The sequence below is a fragment of the Candidatus Endomicrobiellum cubanum genome (assembly GCF_031278955.1).
Classification (GTDB): domain Bacteria; phylum Elusimicrobiota; class Endomicrobiia; order Endomicrobiales; family Endomicrobiaceae; genus Endomicrobiellum; species Endomicrobiellum cubanum.
Genome location: NZ_JAITJM010000049.1, coordinates 1 through 18,387, shown reverse-complemented (window position 1 = coordinate 18,387; position 18,387 = coordinate 1). Strand labels below are relative to the sequence as shown.

The window sequence follows — 18,387 nt, the reverse complement described above, 5'->3', positions numbered from 1 at the left end:
TGCAGGGAAGAATTAAGTCATAAATTTTGATAAAATGCTTGATTGTATATATTTAGTTTAGGGAGGTGTTTGCACATTGTCAAAACAGTTTAATTTTGAAAATTATATTGATTGCGTATTTAAGATAATACCTATAAATATTGCAGCACTTGTGGCGATGAGCATTTATAGAGTATTTTTTTTCTTTTTTTTCAAAAATGTCTCTACTGTTGGACATTTTAGAGACATATTTAAAGCATTTGTTCTAGGGTTGCGTTTTGATTTATCGACCTTAGCTTATATAAATTTTTTTGTAATTTTTATTTTTATAGCCTTTTTGTTTATAAGAAACCTAATAGTATTCAAAAAGGCGGTATCTCTTATAAAGTTTTGGTATTGTCTGTCTTTTATGTTAGTAGTTTTAGTAAGTGCCATTGATTTTGGTTTTTATGTATGTTTTGGGGAACATATAAATATATTGTTGTTTGACTTTTTTGATGATGACGCATTGGCATTGATAAAGACAATCATTGTAGACCCATATTTTTATATAGTTTTGCTTGTGTTGATTTTAGTATGTATTATAATATATAAAATAGTTTCTATAACTACAAAAGAATTGCTTAATTTACATAGCATTATAAATTTCTCTTCTGGGAATATTTTTACAAAAATATGTGTAGTTCTTTTTATTCCTCTCCTAACATTTTTAGCTGCAAGAGGCACAATTTCAATGTTTCCTTTAGGAAAATTTCACGCGCAAATATCTTCAAACAGCTTTATAAACAATACCGCATTAACAGCTATGCACTCTCTTTCAGACGCAATTCAAGCAAAAATTGAACAAAGCAACGATAAAATAAATATTGCAGAAAAAGTTGGATTAAGTGAAAAAAATATTGATTTATCAATATTTAACAAAACATCAATTAAAAATACTACAGCCGAAGAAATAAAACCAAATGTTGTGTTTATTGTCATGGAAAGCTTTGGCGAATTTCCTATTTTGTATAACAGCGAAAATTTCAATGTTTTAGGGGAACTAGAAAAACATTTCAACGAAGATATGGTCTTCTACAATTTTTTACCTGCTGGTGTAATAACAATACATTGTTTGGAATCGACAATTCTTAACATGCCACAACGACCTTTCTCACTTCAAGTAACACAGAGCCCCAAGGCCTATAAGCAATTTCAAAGTTCTTTAGTATTGCCTTACAAAAAGTCTGGCTATGTTACAAAAGCTGTTTATGGAGGCAGTCTTGCCTGGCGAGGACTTGAAGACTTTTTAAAAGCCCAAGGCTTTGATGAAATATATGGTGAAGGATCTATAAAAAATGAATATCGTCATGAGTGGGGCATTAATGATGCACAATTTTTTGAGATTGTATTAAGAGAACTAAAAAACAATGATAAACCAAAATTTATTTATGCAATGTCTACGGCAACACATCCTCCTTATGAAATACCTCCATATTACAGTCCTTTAAAACTTGAAATTCCTAAAGAAGTTGAACATATGATGCCTGGAGAAAAACATCTTGAAAGAATTTTTAAAACTTATCAGTTTGCAAATACGCAAGCATCAAAATTTTTAGACTATATAAAAAATTCTGAACTTAGAGAGAACACAATAGTTGTTATAACAGGCGACCATAATCTTAGAGAGTTTAAAGCTTCTATCCATGAAGAACTGTTTGAAAAATATGCAGTTCCGATGTATCTATATATACCTGAAAAATTGAAAAAAGAATTTAATGCAAATATCACAGCATGCCATATGGATATAGCACCGACTCTTTATGATTTGTCACTTTCAGAAGTAAAGTACAAAGCCGCTGGAGTGAGCATGTTAGATAAAGATAAAAAGCATGTAGCTTTTAACAGTAACGGTTTTATATTGTGTAGTGATAGAGCTGTTTCGTATAATATTGAAACTGGGGAAATAATTTACTTCGATTTTGATATAAATAGTAAAGAACTTTTTAGAACTAATGAAACTATAGAGCATAAGGAGATATTAGAATATTATAAACAAATTATGGCAACTTCGGATGTATATATAAAATCAGAAACCTGAGTTTAAGTACTAAATTTGGCATTGCTAAATAAATATATATATATAGTGCATTTTAGGGACACTTTTTACCTTACTTTTAGCATAGATTTTTTTCTATCTCAAGATTAGTGTGGATTGTGTATACTTATTTAGCAATGCCCAAATTTGCCTCCTCTTGCATTATAATTTATTATATTTTATCATAGTTACTATTATTCATGTTTTGTTCATGGGAAAGCCTTTAAACATTATTAAAGGAATTTATGAAAGCATTAAGTGTACGTCACAGAAAACATTTTTAAAAGAATTTAAAATATTAATTAACATTAATAAATAGGAGATAAAAAATATGCAAATAGCACTTTGGGTTATTGTTGTATTGATTGTTTTTGTTGGAACTTATATTCTTGCAACTTATAACAAGTTTGTAATGCTTAAAAACAGAGTAAAAGAAGCTTGGAGTGACATAGAAATACAAATGAAACGGAGATATGATTTAATCCCAAATCTTGTGGAAACAATAAAAGGATATGCTGCTCATGAAAAGAACACTTTAGAGGCTGTGATAAAAGCCAGAAATACAGCTATGCAAGCAACGGGAGACATATCAACCAAAGCTCAAGCTGAAAACGCTTTGTCAGGAACATTAAAATCTCTTTTTGCATTATCAGAAAATTATCCTGATTTAAAGGCAAATCAAAACTTTTTAGAGCTGCAAAGAGAGCTTACTGATACTGAAAACAAAATACAAGCAAGTCGTAGATTTTATAATTCTAACATTTTAGCAATGAACACTAAACTTGAAATGTTTCCAAGTAATTTAATAGGAAATACTTTTGGTTTTACAAAACAAGAATTTTTTAAACTTGACGAAAGTGAACAAGAAGCGAGAAAACCTGTAAAAGTTTCTTTTTAAAAATATTATGTTGTTATGTTGAAATAATAATACTTAAATAACCGATACTCAACCGTTATAGGTTTACTTCCGAGGTTTCCAAGTCTATTGGTTAAACTTTAGGAACTAAGAAATATCTGGATATATTTTAAAAGCAAATAATTATGCCAAAGATAACTACTTACGATTTTATAGAATCAAACACAAGAAAAACAATTCTGCTCATGGCTTTGTTTCCGTTAACTCTTGCTGCATTGGTTTACTTAAGCTTACTATTTATAAGTTTTATAAAAGTTTCAGACAAAAGTATACAATCTTATAATCTTTCAACATTTGCAGTTGCAAACGAGATAGCTATATATATTATCCCCATAATTTCTATTCTTGCGATTTTATGGGTTTTGATAAGCTATTATGCTGGCCAGTCTTTTATTTTATCGACAACTGGTGCTATTGAACTTACAAAACAAAACGCACCGGAACTGGTGCGAATTGTTGAAAATATTGCCATAGCAGCAGGACTTCCAATGCCTAAAGTTTATTCAATAAATGATGAAGGGCTCAATGCATTTGCAACAGGAAGAGATCCCAATCACTCTTATGTTGTTTTGACTAAAGGAATTATTAGTCATCTTGAAAAGTCTGAGCTTGAAGGTGTTATTGCGCATGAAATGGCACATATTGGAAATAGAGATATTCGTCTAATGCTTATAATGGTTGTGTGCATAAGTTTTGCAACTGTTGTTGCAGAAATTTTGCTTCATATGGCTATGATGGCAAGAAGGTCAGGAAATTCTAAAAACAATAATGCAATTCAAATACTTTTGTTCGTTTTAGCCATAGTCCTTTATGTGTACGGGTATTTATTAGCTCCTCTAATAAAGCTGGCTGTATCAAGAGCCAGAGAATATCAAGCTGATGCCACAGCAGCTTTAATAACCAGAAATCCTCAAGCGTTAATTGGAGCATTACAAAAAATATCTGGTAACTCTATGGTTAAAAACTTACGTGATAAAGAAACAATGTCGCCAATGTGTATAGCAAATCCTTTAGCAAAAAATAAGCAAAACTCCTTTTTTGCCAAAATTGCAGGCCTTTTTGCAACACATCCTCCTATTGAAAACAGAATTAAAGCTTTACAAACAATGGACTTAAGCCGTTAGATAAACTTAAATCCTAGACAAGATTTTAGAGAATTTTAAATTCTTTTAGCCAAACTGCTATGGGCTTATGCCGCCAGTTAGCTTAGAATTAAGCTGTGTTTAATTCTGTTGAACATATATGCTTTGTTCTATTATTTCATAAAAGTGTTATAGTATGATTGTTGGGGCCCTTTGTTGGCTTAGTTACCTAGTTTTCAAGAAGATTTTATTTATGATATATATAAATAATGGCAGAGGGTTTTCTCCATCACACGACCTAACGGCTGGAGAATTTCGGATGTTTGGTTAAAATAAATTATTATTTTGGACATAAAAAATTTAAAAGTGAGCGAAAATGAAATTTCACAAAATTTTGCTTTTATTATTGTTTTTGTTGTTAACTCCTAACAGTTTTGCAAATGATACCACTGACGCACTTAATATTACGAAATATCACCAAATGGGGTTTAAAGGGCAGGGAGTTAAATATGCAGTTATAGACTCTGGCTTCGATGGATGGAAGACGACTTTCCAAAGATATGGTGTAAAAGTGACTAGCGCTATAACTGTTGACTACGGTGGAGATATAGCCTCTCTTACTACCGATACTGGTGTTGGTACAAGCCATGGAACTGATATGGTGCTTGAATTTTTTAAAATAGCTCCTGAAGCTGAAGTTTATTTAGTATATTTTCCATATACAGCATCTATGGATAACTTATTTAATTGGCTTTTAGCTAATGGTATCAAAATAGTTTCCGTTTCTTTAGACATACATATTTCTCCGTTTAGCGGACAGCCCCTTTACTGGACCAAACTTAATGATTGTATAGCTGAGGGTATACTTGTTTTTGGTATAATGGGCAATCATCAAAAAGATTCACAGTATGCACGTTTGCAAAAAAGTCCTTCTTCTAACCAGATGATATTTCCTGATGGTAATCCATATATTGATGTTGTAGCAGATATAAATCATTTTAATTTTACAATTTATAAACAAATAAATTACGGTAATACTTATACTTTTACTGCACAAAATATCAGAACAGATAAAAAAATTCAAAAGAACATAAATGATAGTAGCAATGCTGTTGGCTTTGATAATGACGATAACAATGGAACACAACAAAACGACACAATCAGACTTTCTATAGAACAAATATCTGGTGGATCTCAAACACTTGATGTCCTTATTAGTTTCAAAAATTACAATGGAATTTGCTTACATCTAAAAGATGTAGTTCCAGATCCAACCGCAAGTATTTCAATTCCAGGCTGCCTTTCTAATATTATAACATGCGGAGCAATTAATAGAGATGACAATCAGTTTGGTCCGGGAAAAGCAAACCAAATTTCTTCAGTAAGCGGTTGGGGGCCTGTCATAGGGGACATATTAGTAAGTGGAATAGTAATAGATGGATATATGAAACCAGACTTTGCTGTGGGTGTACATGGGAACGCAACTTCTCCAACAGCTCCAACTGTAGCAGCCTGTTTTGCTGTGCTTGGAAGTCAAGATCCAAATCGTTTTAATAATCTTGCAGCTTTTAAACAAGAATTCTTTGACAATCATGTGTGTCCTGCACGTATTGCCGTGTTTGGTTATACTCAAGGTATAACAGAAAAAACCCATGGACGAGGAGTAGTATACATGGATTATAAAGAAAAAGATTGGTCACATCCTTACCCACCGCCGGGGCCAACATTTCCTTTTTTAGTTGAATATAGCAATCCTACAAGCCTAAGCACACAAGGAATGCTTAAATTTTCTATCTCTAGCTCAGATACTTCTGTTGTCAATGGCCATATATTTACTATTAGTGGTGAGCTTGTTAAGTCTTTTTCTACACAAGATTTAAATTTTGCAGAGGGGAAGGCTATTATTGAGTGGGATTTAAAAAATGAAAATGGTAGAAAAGTAGCGCCTGGTGTATACTTTCTTATAATTCAAACAAATTTAGGAAAACGTATTCAAAAATTTGCAGTGACAAAATAAGCTTAAGTTCCAAATTTCTAATTCTTGTCTTTGTACATATAATAAGCTTCCCAGCCTTTATGTATAGAGCACTTCGGTAGAATGAATAGAAAATAATTGTTAGAAAATATTGATTGACACAGGGCAATGATCTGAACCCAGTATTGAACTTTCAATATCTGCAGACTTAATATTTTTGAGTGTGTTTTTTGATATAAAAAAATAGTCTATTCTCCAGCCTATATTCCTTGATCTTGCAGATGTTTTGTAATCCCACCATGTGTAGTTGTTTGGTTCTTTGTTGAAATGCCTGAAAGTGTCTATAAATCCCATTTCTATAAGCTTATCTAGCCTTTCTCTTTCCTTAGGCATAAAACCTGAGCTATTTTCATTTTGGACTGGTCTTGCCAAATCTATTGGATAGTGCGCAGTATTGTAATCACCGCATATAATAACTTTCTTATCTTTAAACTTTTTAAGATAATCTATAAAGTAATCATAAAAGTCTAGTTTATATTTAAGACGTTCTTCTGAAGCTCCACCATTTGGAAAGTAAATATTGAAAAGTATAAAATCTTTAAAATTAAGCCTTAAGATTCTTCCTTCGTTATCAAAAAGTTTGTTTTCAATGGTTACAGCAACGTTTTCAGGCTTAATTTTCGACCATACTGCAACTCCACTATAACCTTTCTTTTTACCTGACGAGCAGTAGAAATTATATCCTTCAACTTCTTTAACCTCTTTAGGAAATTGTGCTTCATCTGCTTTAGTTTCTTGTACACAAACTATATCAGCGTTTTCATTTTTAAACCAATTAAGAAAATTTTTTTTATATATAGCTCTTATGCCATTTATATTCCACGAGACTATTTTCATCGAAGCCCTCTAAAAAAAGAACGGCAGCTGCAAAAAATATTAATAGCTAAATCCTACAACTGTGTGCATAATAACAGATAACAAACAAAAATCTCTCTTCCTAGCAATATTTCAACGGATAAAAAGTCTCTTTTCAGTATGTTGTATATATTAAAATTTTGCGTTAAAAATAACCATAACAGGAACCTTACTTGTTTTAATAAAATTTAAAAGTCCTATCTGTATTCCATGCATATTTTCTGTCATGTTTAAAAAACCGAACTGAGCACCTTTTACCGATCTTGCTATGTTAAATACTCCACATTGGACTCCACTAACATCACCCTCATTCCAGTTTATCCCACCCCAAGAAAAACCTTCAAAAGTTTTCGATATATTAAGGATCCCTGTTTGAGCACCAGTAAATTGCTTTGATATTGTAAGCAATCCATGTTGCCAACCTTTTGCGTTATCAGTTTTAGCATAAATAAAATTCCAACACACTCCCACTAATTCAGGTGTATAAGTTCCTACACCCAATTCTAATCCATGCACAGAATTGTCATAGGGGTAAGCTCTATCTCCCCAAAATGAAAATTTGATAGGAGTTTGCGCCAACGATACAGTTACAAATGCACATAGTAAGCAAAACACCGATAATAGTCTTTTCATAATTAATCCTCCTGTTTTGTATACATTTTAATTTTAATACATTGGCAACTAAGAATTTAAAAATTGCATAATGTCAAATTTGAGACTGTCAAAACCTTGTCTATTTTTTGCGCTTACAGCAAAAATATTATATTTATCTATACTAAAATATTGTGCAACTTTATTTTGTATTTCATCTTGAGAAATACCATTAGGCAATTTATCACACTTATTAGCAACAACTTTAAACGGAATACTGTGTTCGTCTAACCAATATACCATATTAATATCTAATTCTGTTGGACCAATAAAAGCATCTATAATTACGTAAACCCTCTTTTTGCTTTTTCTTAAGACTATACACTCTTCTATCATTTTGTTCCAAAGCTGTTTTTCTTGATGGTTAACTTTTGCAAAACCGTATCCAGGCAAATCTATTATCCATTTTTTCATGGCAGCACTATAAATGTTTATACTTCTAGTACGCCCCGGAGTTTTTGATGTTCTTGCCAAATTTTTTTTGGAACACAAGGCATTTATAATACTACTTTTACCTACATTAGACCTGCCGGATAAAACAACCTCTGCCACACTTTGCGGAATTAGCTTGGCATTTGACTCTGCCCTGAAAAACACTGCTTTTTTTAGCACTCTAATTTTTCGTTTTTGATAAAAGTCTTAGTATCTCAAGATAAAGCCAAACAAGAGTTACCATTAAAGCAAAAGAGCTATACCACTCCATATACTTAGGGGCCCCATATTGCACACCACGTTCAATTAAGTCAAAATCTATAATGAGATTTAAAGCAGCAACAGCAACTATTACAAGGCTAATTATTATACCAAGTCCTGAAGAATTCCCTAAAAAGTTAAACCCTCTTGCACCAAAAACTCCCATTAATAAATCAATTAAATATACTAAAGCTATAGCAAGCGTTGAAAGTATAACAACTTTTTTAAATTTTGGCGTTGCCTTAAGCATACCAGTTTTATAAGCTGCTAGCATACAAAACAGAACGCACATTGTTAAAAGAACAGCATTTATAACAATACCAGGATATGATTTTTCGAAATAGACTGAGATCACACCCAAAACAAGCCCTTCACAAATAGCATAAATTGGCGACAAAAACGGCGTCAAGTCCATTTTAAATGAAGAAATAATCGCCAATACAAAAGCTCCAAATAATAATGGCATAAGCAAAGGCATTATGATTGCAGGATGCGTCCAGGCATAAAGGGCACTTGCTGCAAGCAAAACCCACAAAATTATACTTTTGTTTATAGTCCCAGAAACCGTCATAACTTCTGCACCTCTAACAGGTGTTTGAAAAACGCTGTCTTTTAAAAGTGGATTACTCATACTATCCTCCAATAAGTTTATCGTAAGCTAATTTTATAATTTTTTTTTGATTATCAAAAGGTAGAATTTCTTGAGCTTTTTTTATGTCAACCCATTCTAGTCTTGATATTTCGTCCTCATCAAAATTTGAGGTACTTTCCAAAGCCAAAGCAAGAAAATAAACTGAATGTTTTTCAACTAAATGCCCTTTAGTTTCATCTATAGCACTATTAATTAAATAGACGTCTTCTTGTCTAAAATTTTCAACAAATTTGAGCTTTTTTATTCCTATTTCTTCAAAAATTTCTCTTGCAGCAGTTTCAATTTCATTCTCTCCGTTTTCAACATGACCTTTTGGGAAGCCCCATTTATTGTTTCTTTTAGAATTAACTAGCAGGAAAGCAGGACTACCGTTTTGAAGCATTTTATAAACCACAGCCCCACAAGAAGTTTCTTTGAGCATTCACACCTCTTTTTTTCTAATAAACAAATCAAGCTCTTTTAAAATTAATTTGCTATCTTCTAGTTTCATAACTTTATTAGCTAACGCTTTACAGTCTGCAAAAGACATATTTCTTATTACATCTTTTACTGGTATAATTTGCATTGGTGACACACTGAATTCATCAAGCCCCATACCTAAAATAATTGGTGTATATTTTGGTTCTCCTGCCATTTCTCCACACATGGAAACTTTTATTCCAACTTTATGGCCTTCGTCAACAATACATTTTATAAACCTTAAAACAGCTGGATGCATAGGGTTATATAGATAGGAGACATTTTCATTAACTCTATCTACCGCTAATGTATATTGTATCAAATCATTAGTTCCTATTGAAATAAAGTCCACCTCTTTGGCTATCAAATCCATAACTGCTACAGCTGATGGAACTTCTATCATAGCACCAACTTCTATATTTTCATCGAACTTTATATTTTCTTTTCTTAAATCTTCCTTTACTTTGTTAAGGATAGCATTGGCAGCTCTTAATTCGTCAAGTCCTGAAATCATTGGATACATCAACTTTACTTTCCCTAAAACAGAGGCCCTTAAAATAGCCCTTAATTGACCTATAAATATTTCTGGGTATTTAAGACACAATCTCATAGCTCTTAATCCCAAAAATGGGTTAGATTCAGCGCCGAGATTTAATGATCCTATTTTAGTAAGTTTATCCCCGCCCAAATCGAACGTTCTTATTTTAGCTTCATAAGGCGATATTTGTTGTATCACTTTAGAATACATATCGAAATGTTCTTGTTCCGTAGGGATAGAATCACGATTAAAATATATTGTTTCAGTTCTGTAGAGACCTATACCAAAGGCTCCGTTATTTAAAATAATTTGTACTTCATCTGGATGGTCAATATTGGCAAAAATAGAAACTTCATGTTTATCTACAGTTTCTGCTTTTAAGTCTTTAAGTTTTCTAGATTCTTTTGATTGAGCTAATTGCAAATCATATTTTTTTTTATAGTTCAGTAATGTTTCTTGAGATGGGTTTAATATAACCTCACCTTTATCACCATCTACTATTATTACCTCGCCGGTTTTGACAAGTGTAGATATATTTTTTAATCCTACTACAGCAGGGATGGCAAGCCCTTGAGCAATAATTGCCGTATGGGAAGTTTTTCCGCCTATATCAGTAGCAAAACCTGAAATTTTATTTCCTCTTATAGATATGGTATCAGCCGGCGTCAAGTTGTGAGCAATAATAACAGAGTCTTCATCTAATTTTGAAAGTTTTTTTTCTTCCTTTCCAAAAAGATTTGAAAGAATTTTCTTACCTACATTTTGAATATCAGTTTTTCTTTCTTTGAAGAAATTGTCTTTTTTTGTATCATCGAAAGAACGGGCAATTTTATCTAGAACTTTAAAAAGAGCATATTCAGCGTTGACCCCATCAGCAATAAGCTTATACACATCTTTTCTCAGGGTAGGATCATCCGAAATTAATATATGTACACTTGCTATATCTGCATAATTTTCTCCAAGAGCATTGTTAATCTTATTGTAAGTATCTTTAAATTCAGTTCTAGTTTTATCTATAGCATCGTCAAAACGCTTTTTTTCAGCTTCTCTAAAAGATTGTGGAATTTCTTTACGAATAAGACAAAACGATTCTTCCATAAGAAGAAAAGCTTTTCCAATAGCAATGCCAGAAGATGCAGCAATACCTTTAAAAGTTCTATCTTTATCAATGAACATTTACACTCCTATTCACCAAATTTAGAATTGAACAAACTTTCTATGGCATCAAGAGCATCGCATTCATCAGGACCATCTGCAACGAATTTCAATTCGCTTCCACACGCAGCAGCCAATGCCATAACTCCTATTATACTCTTAGCGTCAACTTCAAAATCATCTTTTAAAATTTTAATGTCTGATTGATATTTACTTAGAGTTTGTACAAGAGTTGCTGCAGGCCTTGCGTGCAAACCTGCCTTATTTGAAACAATTATAATCTTTTCTTTCATATCTTATATTCCTAAAAGTGACATTATTATACATGCAGCTAAAACAGAAAATATAGAAGCCATTGTTCCAAATTTATTAGACACAAAAAACGAAAATAAAAAAGTTGATATATATATAAAAAAATCAGTATATCCAGAATAAAAAAGTTTTCCCTCACTACTAAAACTAAAAACAGCTAGATATAAAGAGAATGCAGCTAAAAACGTTACAAAAAAACCAAAATGAACAGTATCTGACATTGATTTAAAATTAATCAAAAATTTTACACTATCCGTGCAATATTTAAAACCTTCGTATAAAAAACAAATCCTTATTTTTAAATGAAAAAAATTATAAATCAATATAAAAATAATTGGAGATAAAACAATAAATCCAGATCGTCTGTTGGCAAACGTAACCATTATAAATATACTTAAAAATGAGAGCATAGGTCTAAGTTCACCATAGAAAAAAGGCTCACCTATTGCTGCAAGCGGCCCTGCCATATTGCTTTTAACTCTGTTCATTTTGTCTATCATTTCATTGCGCTTGGCCGGCTTTAGTTTGGCTATTTCTTTTTCCATATTGGCAATTATACCAACTATCATACCAGCCATATATACTTGAGTATTAAAGTATCCTATATGCCTTAAGAAAGCTTCTTTTTTTTCTTTTTCTAAAGTGTAAATTTTGTCAAATAAAGGGTGTAATATAAAAACAAATCCTATATTTTGTAGTCGTTCATAGTTCCATAATGACTGCAAAAAAAAACTTCTTATTAAAAGCCTAAAGTATAGTTTAATCATTTCCCAGAATTCCTAAATAATAAAGCTCTTATACTAGCCACATTATATACCACTCCAAAACCCGCTATTGGAAGTAAGTACCAAGCCTTTGCAAATCCTGATAAAATATATTTAGGAGACAGAGCATAAATATCACAAAATAATTTGCCTCCAATTATAATAGAAAACAAATAAAATAAAAACGCTCTAGAGAGAAAAAATAATAATCCTGCACAAATACCAGTCTCTATACGCCAATTTTTAGCATCCTTAATACCAGACTCCACCCAATACATTATTTTAACGTTAAGCTTCCTTCCAAATATATCAACTAATCTGTATAAATAGGTAAATGGAATTGCTAAAAATATACTCAAAATTGCCGCATCTTTCAAGCCCGGGAAATATGTGCATGTCCAAAAAGTAGACAAAATGCCTATCATTGTAATATCTGGAATAACAACTACTCCCATAGGGACAGTTTTTATCCAAAATAATTCTAATATAGTCCCTATGCAAAGACCTGAAATTATGTCTCCAGAAAAAAAGCCTATGATTGGAGCACAGAATATTGGACGATAAATCATAAATTGTCCAAAGAATGTTATATCTGCACTACACAAAGCACCAACAAAAGAGACAAGAAAAATATTCACAACTTTACAATCCTTTTTGTTTCTTTAAATTTGCGATTGTACTAAAAGAAAACTTTTTAACTTCGCCGGGATTAACCAAGCACTTTATAAGAGGAAGCACGACAGTCCCCTGATAAGTTTTCTCAAATCCATTATCTGAATTTGAAACAGTTTCAACAGGATAAACAAAAATTTCGCCTTTTTCAGAAAATTTAATCTCAACTTCCATATTTAAATAACTATCATATCTCTTCCATATATCAACATCTTTTAGAACTGAATAATCATCCCCACTTTTTGATGTAAAAGCAAAAATCTGTTCTGGAGCAAAACAAACATCTAAATCCTCATTTGAATTATTCTTTATTTCATATTTAACGTTATAACCATTAGGTATAGGGACTATTTCTTTTGTAACCTTAACATCTTTCCCATCAACCTTTCCATATCTTGAAAGAACTAATCTTGTACTCTTTTTAAAAAATTTCTTACTATACTTTATTTCTGGTTCGTACATACCATTAAAAAAATCCCCTTTTTCTTCGTAACAGTTAAATATAAAGTCTTCATTTTTTATGTTATTTGTAAAAAAATGATCTATCAAAGATGCTCTTTTATACTTGTCATACACTAAATATTTATCAAGGCCCACTTCTTTTACTCTTACTGAATCATTATGTATAGTCTGGATATGCGAATCATCGTCATTTATAAGGACTGTTTTTTCTGCATTATCTTTAAGCTTCTTGTGATAGGATTCATACCTCCTAGTCAATACATCAAGTAAATTATGATGAAACTTAAAAACATCCCATTCAAAAATTGACCCTCCATTTGAAGGTAATACATAAATATTTTGGGTTTTACTTTCATATAAATACTCTTCATGTGAGTCACAATTAAAGTCGAAAACATTCCAAGACGCTTTTTTAAGCATAGATTTATTGTAAAGTTCTTCAGCTTTCAATAATTTATTATAAATGGCGTTTCTTAAGTGAGGCAAATACAAACCACCAAAAACTCCATGCCAATAAGCGCAATTACATTGCCCTGCATACAAGTCATACGCTGCTTTTTGGCTGTGACGTTTCTCATGTTCCAAACATTTTTCAATTTTCTTGCTTACGTAAAGCATTTTTTTATGCATATTATTTGCTTCTTCATATCTGGTTAAAAAATTTCTCCAAAAACCGCCATGTAAAAATCTCTTTCTTACATCGTCATACTTATATCTTTCCAAAATATTTTCAAAAGATTGTTGCACTTCCACGGGCAAAGTCCATTCTGACATTTCTTCGTATGAAGCACATGGCAAATACACTCTTCCTGAAGATTTTTTTATCTCTAAAATTTCTGAAAACGTAGCTGTCTCAACAATATCAGAGTTTTCTTCTAAAGCAACTAAAAAATTTTCAAGCCATTTATTTTCGTAAACATGTTGATACGTTGTCGGCCACATACCAAACTTTTCTCCATCGTCGGCCATAACTACAACGATGTCTCTTCCAGGATTTTTTTCTATAAGTTTTTTGAAATATTTAAGTATATCTTCAATCAGACCAAAAGGGATTAAATACCTCATTTTTTTGTTTATAGGAAAAATATTAAGACTATATCCTTCATCTTCAGTAGTATAATATCCGCTAAGATTTTCTGCATTCATACCTGCAGCAACAAAATGAGAATCGTCCAATACGCTATATTGACAACCACTTGCAGACAAAACTTTTGCCATTCCTGGTTCCCATACTCTTTCAGCAAGCCAAAGTCCATTGACTTCCTTACAACAAAATGTTTTTTTTATGTATTTAGTTAATTTAGTTATTTGTCCTATCTTATCTCTGTTTGGAATTGAAGCCATCAACGGCTCGTAGTATCCACCTGATAATATTTCAAGATTCCCACTATTTGTAAGCTTCTTTACATCCTTTATGTAATCAGGGTGTTCTTTTTCAAAGTATTCCCAAAGCATCCCGCTGGCATGCATATTCCATTTTATCTTTGGATGGTTAAGCATAATATCCATAAAAGGCTTATATGCGCTACGATAAGCTTTTTCAAAAACCCAGCCGAAATTTCCTATTGGCTGATGATTATGCGTACAAAAAATGAATTTAACTTTGCTCATTTATCCACCTTACATACAGTTTGATATTCTTTCTCCAAAATATCCATAATATTCAATTTATCGTCATTTGGCAAAACTCTACTTTCTATTTCAATACCCTTAGAATATATTTGACGCAGATTTTCAATATCTTCATTGTTTACACATACGTTTTCAGCCAACTGTTTTCTACCGTTTATAAAATGCATTCCACCTATATTTAAAGACGTAATTTCTAAACCTTTTTCTATCATATATAAGACTTCTGATGGATATGCAGCTAAGATCATAATATTTTCTTTATCATATTCTCTGTTAATCAAAGAAGTTGTAGCATCTTTAAGAGTTTTTATATCAAGCCTTATAGAGCTCGGTAAAGCCAGCTCCATAAGAGTCTGTTGTATTTTATTGTTTGCAGCTAAATCTGAAACAACCAAAACAACATCCACATCAAGCGTTTTAAGCCACCCTTGCACTATTTGCCCATGTACTAACCGATCATCTACTCTAATTAAAATTATAGCCATTTATTTCCCCTTACAAATAGTGTTTTGATGTTCTTCTAATAACTTTTTTACATTTACTATGCTCTTTTGTCCCTTATTTAGCACCTTCTTGGCAAGTTCAGACAAATTTATATTGGTTGTGCTTAACATTACGGCAGATAGTATCATAGGCAGATTTACACCAGAAATAACTTCAACTTTTAAATTCATGCTCGCCTGAATCGCAGCGTTGCATGGCGAACCGCCAAGAAGATCAGTAAGAATTAAAATCCCATCGTCGTCAATTATATCTTTCAAAAGAGTTTCAATACTTAAATATATATGTTGCAAACTACCATTTGAACTACGCTCAACAAAATAAAGATTCGGATGTGTGCCTGATATAGCCACAGCTGCATTTACAAACTCAGCAGCTAAACCACAATGAGCCGCTACAATAATTTTAATCATTTTTTATTGAGTTGGATAACATATTAAAAGTTTCGGTGCTTAATTTTCTCATTATTATAGATCCCTAAGAATATCTCTGTGGTTGAGGTTTACTTTATACTTTCTAATCTCTAAAAAAGAAGCTAGTTTTTCAGTAATAAAAACAGATCTGTGGTGCCCCCCGGTACAACCTATTGCAATAGTTAAATAACTTTTCCCCTCTTTTATATATCCAGGAAGAGTAAGCTCTATAAGTTTTGAAAATACATCAAAAAATACTTTAAATTCTTTTTGTTTTTCTATATATTTTTGAACAGATTTGTCTTGTCCTGTTTTATATTTTAGCTCATTTACATAATTTGGATTTTTTAAAAAGCGAATATCATAAACTATGTCTGCGTCGTTTGGAACACCATATTTATAACCAAAAGACATCACCGAAATACCCAAATATCTTTTTTCTAATTGACTTATACCTGAAAGAACGGAAATTATTTTTTTTAACTCTCCTATAGTAAGGTTAGATGTATCAATAACCTCATCAGCAACTTTAAAAATAGTATCCAAAAGTTTTCTTTCATGATCTATTCCATCAGAAACAGATTGGCCACTAGGATGCCTACGACGTGTTTCAGAATAACGTCTTATAATTATATCGTTAGAAGCATTTAAAAAAATAATTTTATATTTAACTTTTTTATTTTTTAGAACTGTAAGAAAAGCATCAAAATAGGAAAGATTTTCTCCAGACCTGGAATCTATACTTATTGCAATGTCTTTATATTTTTCGGAATCTTTTATACATATATCTATAAAATCGGTTATCATCTGAACAGGCATATTGTCAACACAAACAAACCCAAAATCTTCAAAGATTTTGAGTGCCTGACTCTTGCCAGCTCCTGACATACCTGAAACTATACACAATCTATTCATGGCTTATTTGATTATTTAGTTCTTTACGCAATGTGGCATTTAATGCTTTAGCAGTAAAATGTCCTTTGTTTTTTAACCTTTGATTTAAACTTGCAGTCTCAACGAGAACTGCTAAGTTTCTGCCTGGAGCCACAGGAATTGTGATCTCTGGTATTTTAACACCTAAATACTCTGCATAATAATCGTCAAGACCTATTCTATCGTATTTTTTAACAGGGGTCCATTCTTCAAACTTTATAACAAGCTCAATTTTTGAGTCTGACAAAATGTTCCCTATACCAAAAAGTTCTTTAACGTCTATAATGCCTATACCTCTTACTTCTATCAAATGTTTTGTAATCTCTAAACTACTTCCAATTAAAAATTGTCCCAAAGAAAGCTTTTTTATATTGACTATATCATCGGCAATAAATTTGTGGCCTCTTTTAACAAGTTCAAGAGCGCATTCAGATTTCCCCATGGCAGATTTTCCTACAATTAAAATACCGATACCATAAACGTTTGCCATAACACCGTGTATTTTAATTGAAGGCGCAACTTTGCTATCTAAATAATAACTCAAATCTCCAATAAGAGCAGACGGTCTTAAACTAGTCTTTAAAAGAGGCACTTTTAGATCCGAAAAAACTTTAAGCATAGCATCTGTAGATTCTAAATCTCTAGTTAAAACACAAGCCACGGCTTTTTCATTTGAGAAAATTTTAGTCAATATTTCTATCTGAGAACTGTCATCCAACCGGCTTAGATATATATGTTCTATTATACCTATAACCTGTATGCGCTCATATGGAAAATGTTCTAGAAAGCCTGTTAAAGCAAGGCCTGGCCTATTTATACTGGGAACAGTGATATTTCTGCCAATCCCATCTTTTCCGGCCAATAATTTTAGCTTAAAGTCTTCACTTTTTTCTTTAATAAGAACGCCTACGTCCATTGTCATTAATAAGCATCCTCTTGCTGTATGAGTTTTACTACTTCTTGTGCAGTTTTAGCATCTTTTATAGCTTGTCTTAAAAATTTATCTTTAAATAATCTTGAGATTCTCGATAAAGCCTTCAAATGCTGACCTGCAACTTCAACAGGTCCAACTAAAAGAAAAATTATATGAACTAGTTCTCCATCAAGGGAATTAAACTCTATACCTTTGCGAGAAATACCAAGCACACCTATTTGCTCTTGCAAAAGATCAGTTTTTCCGTGAGGAATTGCAACTCCTTGGCCAATTCCGGTTGAGCCGAGTTTTTCCCTTTCTAAAACAACATTTATTATATCATCAGTGTCCTTAATTTTTTCAGTATTTTTTAAAACTCCAGCTAGTTCTACAATAGCTGACTTTTTATCTGTTGCTTTCAGATCAACAAGTATTGAATCTTGACTTAAAAAATCCATAATCTTCATCTCTTTCTCCTATTTTACCTTACATTTCATTGGGTTCTAAAAGAACTACAGACCCACTGTCATTGCGGTAAAGAACGCTCATCTTGTCGTTCAATCCGTCTTTAAACATATATACTCTATAACCGAGATTGTCCATCTCGTTAATTGCTTCTTCAACCGTAACAGGTTGTAAATCAAAACGTTTTATTTCTGAAATTTTTGTTCTTGAAGCTTCCATAGTATCATA

20 protein-coding genes are annotated in these 18,387 nt (G+C 32.0%); 4 read left to right on the top strand and 16 right to left on the bottom strand.

The window, feature by feature from the left end; genetic code table 11:
• Positions 1 to 76 precede the first annotated feature (76 nt).
• From LBD57_RS04710 to LBD57_RS04695, 4 genes are all read left to right on the top strand, one after another.
• The gene (locus tag LBD57_RS04710; RefSeq protein WP_373470178.1) at positions 77 to 2,059 is read left to right on the top strand and encodes an LTA synthase family protein; all 1,983 of its coding nucleotides are present in this window, start codon (positions 77 to 79) and stop codon (positions 2,057 to 2,059) included.
• 328 nt (positions 2,060 to 2,387) lie between these two features.
• Positions 2,388 to 2,954, top strand: coding sequence for a LemA family protein (locus LBD57_RS04705; protein ID WP_373470177.1), 567 nt, complete (start codon positions 2,388 to 2,390; stop codon positions 2,952 to 2,954).
• 143 nt (positions 2,955 to 3,097) lie between these two features.
• Complete coding sequence (locus tag LBD57_RS04700; protein WP_373470176.1) at positions 3,098 to 4,096, top strand: M48 family metallopeptidase; 999 nt, start codon at positions 3,098 to 3,100, stop codon at positions 4,094 to 4,096.
• 334 nt (positions 4,097 to 4,430) lie between these two features.
• On the top strand, positions 4,431 to 6,071 hold the full coding sequence (locus LBD57_RS04695) for a hypothetical protein (protein ID WP_373470175.1): 1,641 nt from the start codon (positions 4,431 to 4,433) through the stop codon (positions 6,069 to 6,071).
• 99 nt (positions 6,072 to 6,170) lie between these two features.
• Here the strand turns inward: LBD57_RS04695 and LBD57_RS04690 are convergent, their stop codons facing one another.
• The 16 genes from LBD57_RS04690 to LBD57_RS04615 all read right to left on the bottom strand — a co-directional run.
• On the bottom strand, positions 6,171 to 6,926 hold the full coding sequence (locus LBD57_RS04690) for an exodeoxyribonuclease III (RefSeq protein ID WP_373470174.1): 756 nt from the start codon (positions 6,924 to 6,926) through the stop codon (positions 6,171 to 6,173).
• A 150-nt stretch (positions 6,927 to 7,076) separates the two neighbouring features.
• Complete coding sequence (locus LBD57_RS04685) at positions 7,077 to 7,577, bottom strand: LA_2272 family surface repeat-containing protein (RefSeq protein WP_373470173.1); 501 nt, start codon at positions 7,575 to 7,577, stop codon at positions 7,077 to 7,079.
• A gap of 48 nt (positions 7,578 to 7,625) precedes the next feature.
• A complete protein-coding gene (gene yihA, locus LBD57_RS04680; RefSeq protein WP_373470172.1) occupies positions 7,626 to 8,192 on the bottom strand; it encodes a ribosome biogenesis GTP-binding protein YihA/YsxC in 567 nt (188 codons plus the stop codon).
• A 16-nt stretch (positions 8,193 to 8,208) separates the two neighbouring features.
• Entirely contained in the window at positions 8,209 to 8,919 is a 711-nt protein-coding gene (locus tag LBD57_RS04675; RefSeq protein ID WP_373470171.1) for a Bax inhibitor-1/YccA family protein, read from the bottom strand.
• 1 nt (position 8,920) lies between these two features.
• Positions 8,921 to 9,361 (bottom strand): bis(5'-nucleosyl)-tetraphosphatase, encoded by a 441-nt coding sequence (locus LBD57_RS04670; RefSeq protein WP_373470170.1) that lies wholly within the window; start codon positions 9,359 to 9,361, stop codon positions 8,921 to 8,923.
• Positions 9,362 to 11,113: a phosphoenolpyruvate--protein phosphotransferase gene (gene ptsP, locus LBD57_RS04665; RefSeq protein WP_373470169.1), complete on the bottom strand. Its 1,752-nt coding sequence runs from the start codon at positions 11,111 to 11,113 to the stop codon at positions 9,362 to 9,364. It abuts the gene before it with no gap.
• 8 nt (positions 11,114 to 11,121) lie between these two features.
• Entirely contained in the window at positions 11,122 to 11,385 is a 264-nt protein-coding gene (locus LBD57_RS04660) for an HPr family phosphocarrier protein (RefSeq protein WP_373470168.1), read from the bottom strand.
• A 3-nt stretch (positions 11,386 to 11,388) separates the two neighbouring features.
• Positions 11,389 to 12,171 (bottom strand): PTS system mannose/fructose/sorbose family transporter subunit IID, encoded by a 783-nt coding sequence (locus LBD57_RS04655; protein ID WP_373470167.1) that lies wholly within the window; start codon positions 12,169 to 12,171, stop codon positions 11,389 to 11,391.
• The gene (locus LBD57_RS04650) at positions 12,168 to 12,806 is read right to left on the bottom strand and encodes a PTS sugar transporter subunit IIC (RefSeq protein WP_373470166.1); all 639 of its coding nucleotides are present in this window, start codon (positions 12,804 to 12,806) and stop codon (positions 12,168 to 12,170) included. The genes LBD57_RS04655 and LBD57_RS04650 overlap by 4 nt, the downstream gene beginning before the upstream one ends.
• A gap of 4 nt (positions 12,807 to 12,810) precedes the next feature.
• Positions 12,811 to 14,913 carry an alpha-amylase/4-alpha-glucanotransferase domain-containing protein gene (locus LBD57_RS04645; RefSeq protein WP_373470165.1) on the bottom strand — a complete coding sequence of 701 codons (2,103 nt, stop codon included), beginning with the start codon at positions 14,911 to 14,913 and terminating at the stop codon, positions 12,811 to 12,813.
• Positions 14,910 to 15,419, bottom strand: a complete 510-nt coding sequence (locus LBD57_RS04640; RefSeq protein ID WP_373470164.1) for a PTS system mannose/fructose/N-acetylgalactosamine-transporter subunit IIB — start codon at positions 15,417 to 15,419, stop codon at positions 14,910 to 14,912. The genes LBD57_RS04645 and LBD57_RS04640 overlap by 4 nt, the downstream gene beginning before the upstream one ends.
• Positions 15,420 to 15,848: a PTS sugar transporter subunit IIA gene (locus LBD57_RS04635; RefSeq protein ID WP_373470163.1), complete on the bottom strand. Its 429-nt coding sequence runs from the start codon at positions 15,846 to 15,848 to the stop codon at positions 15,420 to 15,422.
• Between the two features lie 54 nt (positions 15,849 to 15,902).
• Complete coding sequence (gene rapZ / locus LBD57_RS04630) at positions 15,903 to 16,763, bottom strand: RNase adapter RapZ (RefSeq protein ID WP_373470162.1); 861 nt, start codon at positions 16,761 to 16,763, stop codon at positions 15,903 to 15,905.
• Positions 16,756 to 17,703: an HPr(Ser) kinase/phosphatase gene (gene hprK, locus LBD57_RS04625; RefSeq protein WP_373470161.1), complete on the bottom strand. Its 948-nt coding sequence runs from the start codon at positions 17,701 to 17,703 to the stop codon at positions 16,756 to 16,758. The genes rapZ and hprK overlap by 8 nt, the downstream gene beginning before the upstream one ends.
• The gene (locus LBD57_RS04620) at positions 17,703 to 18,161 is read right to left on the bottom strand and encodes a PTS sugar transporter subunit IIA (RefSeq protein WP_373470160.1); all 459 of its coding nucleotides are present in this window, start codon (positions 18,159 to 18,161) and stop codon (positions 17,703 to 17,705) included. Before LBD57_RS04620 ends, hprK begins: the two co-directional genes overlap by 1 nt.
• 19 nt (positions 18,162 to 18,180) lie before the next feature.
• A partial coding sequence (locus tag LBD57_RS04615; protein ID WP_373470159.1) for a sigma 54 modulation/S30EA ribosomal C-terminal domain-containing protein occupies positions 18,181 to 18,387 on the bottom strand: 207 nt, incomplete at its 5' end.

What these genes read in the sequence shown, in the direction of transcription:
- LBD57_RS04705 (WP_373470177.1), top strand. Translation starts at nt 2,388, where the DNA reads ATGCAAATAGCACTTTGGGTTATTGTTGTATTGATTGTTTTTGTTGGA.
- LBD57_RS04700 (WP_373470176.1), top strand. Translation starts at nt 3,098, where the DNA reads ATGCCAAAGATAACTACTTACGATTTTATAGAATCAAACACAAGAAAA.
- LBD57_RS04695 (WP_373470175.1), top strand. Translation starts at nt 4,431, where the DNA reads ATGAAATTTCACAAAATTTTGCTTTTATTATTGTTTTTGTTGTTAACT.
- LBD57_RS04690 (WP_373470174.1), bottom strand. Translation starts at nt 6,926, where the DNA reads ATGAAAATAGTCTCGTGGAATATAAATGGCATAAGAGCTATATATAAA.
- LBD57_RS04685 (WP_373470173.1), bottom strand. Translation starts at nt 7,577, where the DNA reads ATGAAAAGACTATTATCGGTGTTTTGCTTACTATGTGCATTTGTAACT.
- LBD57_RS04675 (WP_373470171.1), bottom strand. Translation starts at nt 8,919, where the DNA reads ATGAGTAATCCACTTTTAAAAGACAGCGTTTTTCAAACACCTGTTAGA.
- LBD57_RS04670 (WP_373470170.1), bottom strand. Translation starts at nt 9,361, where the DNA reads ATGCTCAAAGAAACTTCTTGTGGGGCTGTGGTTTATAAAATGCTTCAA.
- ptsP (WP_373470169.1), bottom strand. Translation starts at nt 11,113, where the DNA reads ATGTTCATTGATAAAGATAGAACTTTTAAAGGTATTGCTGCATCTTCT.
- LBD57_RS04660 (WP_373470168.1), bottom strand. Translation starts at nt 11,385, where the DNA reads ATGAAAGAAAAGATTATAATTGTTTCAAATAAGGCAGGTTTGCACGCA.
- LBD57_RS04655 (WP_373470167.1), bottom strand. Translation starts at nt 12,171, where the DNA reads ATGATTAAACTATACTTTAGGCTTTTAATAAGAAGTTTTTTTTTGCAG.
- LBD57_RS04645 (WP_373470165.1), bottom strand. Translation starts at nt 14,913, where the DNA reads ATGAGCAAAGTTAAATTCATTTTTTGTACGCATAATCATCAGCCAATA.
- LBD57_RS04640 (WP_373470164.1), bottom strand. Translation starts at nt 15,419, where the DNA reads ATGGCTATAATTTTAATTAGAGTAGATGATCGGTTAGTACATGGGCAA.
- LBD57_RS04635 (WP_373470163.1), bottom strand. Translation starts at nt 15,848, where the DNA reads ATGATTAAAATTATTGTAGCGGCTCATTGTGGTTTAGCTGCTGAGTTT.
- rapZ (WP_373470162.1), bottom strand. Translation starts at nt 16,763, where the DNA reads ATGAATAGATTGTGTATAGTTTCAGGTATGTCAGGAGCTGGCAAGAGT.
- hprK (WP_373470161.1), bottom strand. Translation starts at nt 17,703, where the DNA reads ATGACAATGGACGTAGGCGTTCTTATTAAAGAAAAAAGTGAAGACTTT.
- LBD57_RS04620 (WP_373470160.1), bottom strand. Translation starts at nt 18,161, where the DNA reads ATGAAGATTATGGATTTTTTAAGTCAAGATTCAATACTTGTTGATCTG.